The 2,971-nt window shown below is 66.2% G+C and carries 3 protein-coding genes; 2 read left to right on the top strand and 1 reads right to left on the bottom strand.

The window, feature by feature from the left end; all coding sequences use genetic code 11:
- Positions 1 to 325 precede the first annotated feature (325 nt).
- The gene (locus ADL15_RS11865; protein ID WP_157441326.1) at positions 326 to 958 is read left to right on the top strand and encodes a DUF7002 family protein; all 633 of its coding nucleotides are present in this window, start codon (positions 326 to 328) and stop codon (positions 956 to 958) included.
- A gap of 172 nt (positions 959 to 1,130) precedes the next feature.
- On the opposite strand, the gene ADL15_RS11860 is transcribed toward ADL15_RS11865, so the two are convergent.
- Entirely contained in the window at positions 1,131 to 2,561 is a 1,431-nt protein-coding gene (locus ADL15_RS11860) for a DUF6461 domain-containing protein (protein WP_157441325.1), read from the bottom strand.
- A 68-nt stretch (positions 2,562 to 2,629) separates the two neighbouring features.
- On the opposite strand from ADL15_RS11860, the gene ADL15_RS11855 reads away from it, so the two are divergent.
- On the top strand, positions 2,630 to 2,908 hold the full coding sequence (locus tag ADL15_RS11855; RefSeq protein ID WP_067688398.1) for a site-specific integrase: 279 nt from the start codon (positions 2,630 to 2,632) through the stop codon (positions 2,906 to 2,908).
- The last annotated feature ends 63 nt before the right edge of the window (positions 2,909 to 2,971 follow it).

Here is a 2,971-nt window from a genome sequence, read left to right as displayed (position 1 = left end):
AAGATCGGGAGATGGAGGCGGCTACGCCGCCACTGACTACACCTACCAAGATCTAAAAACCTCAAGATCAAAGCCTCTACGGTTCCAGGGGATTGACAGAACTACCACTAACTCCACGTCATGTCGTCCACCGAAGCGAACCGGGCTCTCAGTCATGACAGCAGGCTACGCAGAACAAATCGGGGTGATGATGCCACCCGGCGACGGGCCGAGGCCCGCTTGATCGGGCCATCCGGATCTGCCGCAAGTCGTGCTATCCAAGCATCCCGGACCACCTCTCTTCCGTGATGGCCCGTGGCCGCGGCCGTCCGGCATCATGACCGGCATGGACGTCGAAGAACTGATCGCACGCCACCCACAGGTCTTCCACACGATGTCCGCGACCGCTTGGCCGTCGGTACAGCGGCACGGCCTCTTGTCCACGCAGCGACTGATCGACCTGTTCGGCCTCGATACCGCCGAACGCGACCGGCTCTTGAACGCGCCACGCAAGCAGTCCACCGTCCTACGCGCCCCCGGCCTGCCGCCGGCCGTGATCCGGGATCAGAAGCCGATGAAGTTCATCGCGGAGAAGATCGATCCCCAGTCCTCACTAATCGCATACCTCCATGCGATCAACTCCCCGGTCTTCTTCTGGGCCAGCCCCGAACGGCTGGACCGGCTACGCCAGGCGAAGGAGTACCGCGCCGAAGGCCAGGTGGTTCTGCACATCGACACCCGCGCCCTCATCGAGCGGCATGGCCCACGCATCGAACTCTGCCGGCTCAACTCGGGGGCGGTGACGCAGAAGAACCACCCCCTGCGCGGGCACCGATCCTGGCTACCCATCCCCGATTACCCGTACGACGACTACCGCCGCCGGTACGGCCGAGACGGCGCCCTGGTCGAGGTCACCGTACTGGACGCCGTCCCTGACATCCTCGACCTGACCAGCGAGATCGAAGGCCCCACTGGATGATCGGGCCCGCTCCGCCAACCGCCGATCTGATCTGCCAGAGAAGTCGTTGGACGCCGACCGCTGGGATGGCAGACGTACTGGGCGGCCCAGACCGCCATGCCAGCGGCCGTGCCCACACGGCGGCCTGTCGCAGCCGATCGTTGCCGGGGCCTCGGCCGCCCCAGTCGGCTGCCTACGTCTCGTTTCGCTGCTGCTCGCGTACGCGCTCGCGGGTCTCGCGCCAGCGGCGCGCCCGGTCCCGTTCCGGTGGTTGCTCGGGGATCTCGACGTCGGCGAGCTCCGGAAAAGCCTGCCGAACGGCGGGCACGATCTCGGCGATCCTGGTGCCGCGGAACCCCGCCAACTGGGACATCAGGATGCCGGTCACCGCGCCCGGGTCGATGCTCCGGCCGGGCTGGAATCGAATCGACCGGAAGGCCCGCCGGCCCGGGGACTCACCGCGATCGTCCGGGCTCGACGAGTCGAGGTGCTGTTCGGCCTTTCGTAGTTCCGCCTTGGGGATCGGAGCACCGCGGTGCAGGGCGTTCCGGACAGGCGCGAACCACGGTTCGTTCAAGATCCCGGCCTCCGCGAAGGGCTGGTCACGAAGCCATCGGATCAATCGGTGGTGCAATTCGGGCGAAGCGTGAGCGACCGCCCGCAGGAATGCGGGATCCGCGGTGAACAGTTGGAGGCCGTAGTGCCCGGTCGCTCTGACTCGTTTGTCGGTGACGCCCATCTCGGACCACGCGAAGTGGTCCGGGTTGTTGTGGTCCGCTGGGTCGTCGGCGTAATCCGCCAGCAGCTCCCGCACCTCGAGCAGAAACAGCCCGGCCGCCGACGGATCGAGCGTGCCTGAGCCCCAGCTTTCTGGCCCGGGTACGGCGGCACATCGGTAGGCCGTGCTGTCCAACAGTTCGGGCGTGATCCGCACGCCGGTCAAGCACTCCATCAGCGCCAGTGTCCGCTGCCCGTACAGGCGGTCATACGGCACGTCGTCGCTTCGTTCCACCGTGAAGCCGAGCTCGGTGAGCGTGTCGTTGAGCTGATCCGGACTGCTGCCCTCCCGTAACGCCGGGGATTCGGGATTGAGTACGACCAGCATGTCGCCGTCACGCGACCAGGAGAAGCGGGATGTGGCGTTCTCGTGGTAGTCGAAGCAGACCATCTCACCGCGGGTCGACAGCACCCGGGCGACGGCAGGGGTGGCGCACAGAGACCCGAGCGGCTCTAGGATCAGCGTCCAGAAGCCGACGCGAGCGGCCGCGACGAACGTCAGCCCTGTTGTCAGGGTGGCGTCGAAGGTATCTGGGTCCGGCAGCGAAATCGCCAGGCCGGCGGCCGGTTCCAGCAACGCCGTTCCGATGATGTCCACCGGGTCCGCGCCGCCCAGTTGAGCGATGACGTCGTCCGGTTCGAGCCCACGCACCAGAGCCAGATTGAAGCTGAAACCGAGCGTTTGAGTCTCAACGAGCCACGAGTAGTCCTCGGCTGCTGGCACCACTGATCCACCCTGCCCCAGCCGTTCACCGACCGTGTAGAAACGGCCGATCCAGCCCGCCAGTGACCGCCACAGACCGGGGGCCCGCGTCGGCCGGTTACGAATATAAACGACAGAGGACACGGTAAGCCTTCGCACACGCCGCACCCTCGGGTGGGCAGATGCAGTCACATGGGTCGATTTAATCTACCGTGTGCGGCACCAGCATCGCCGACCTGGCCGAGGAACACGGCCACCGCGTGCTGCGCGTCCACGGCAAGGGCGGCAAGGTCACACTCATCCCACTGCCGCCCGCGGTGGCCCGAGCCATCGACCGGGCCGTTGAGGAACGCCCCAGCGGACCGATCCTGCGCAACACCATCGGCGCCCGGATGGACCAGCACGCCGCGACCCGTCGGCTCGAGCACCTCGTCGCCACCGGAGGCATCCGGTACCTAACCTCGGTCTTTCACTTGGACGCTCGCCCATAGTCAGCATTCGATGAATACGGTTCGCGTGCTTGATGGCGTTTTCCTGGCATGCCAAGGGCCCGG

Origin of the sequence: Actinoplanes awajinensis subsp. mycoplanecinus (genome assembly GCF_001509495.1) — a bacterium.
GTDB classification, from domain to species: Bacteria; Actinomycetota; Actinomycetes; order Mycobacteriales; family Micromonosporaceae; genus Actinoplanes; species Actinoplanes palleronii.
Note: the sequence above shows the minus strand (reverse complement) of the source record. Positions and strands in the feature narration are given on the sequence as shown.

What these genes read in the sequence shown, in the direction of transcription:
- ADL15_RS11865 (WP_157441326.1), top strand. Translation starts at nt 326, where the DNA reads ATGGACGTCGAAGAACTGATCGCACGCCACCCACAGGTCTTCCACACG.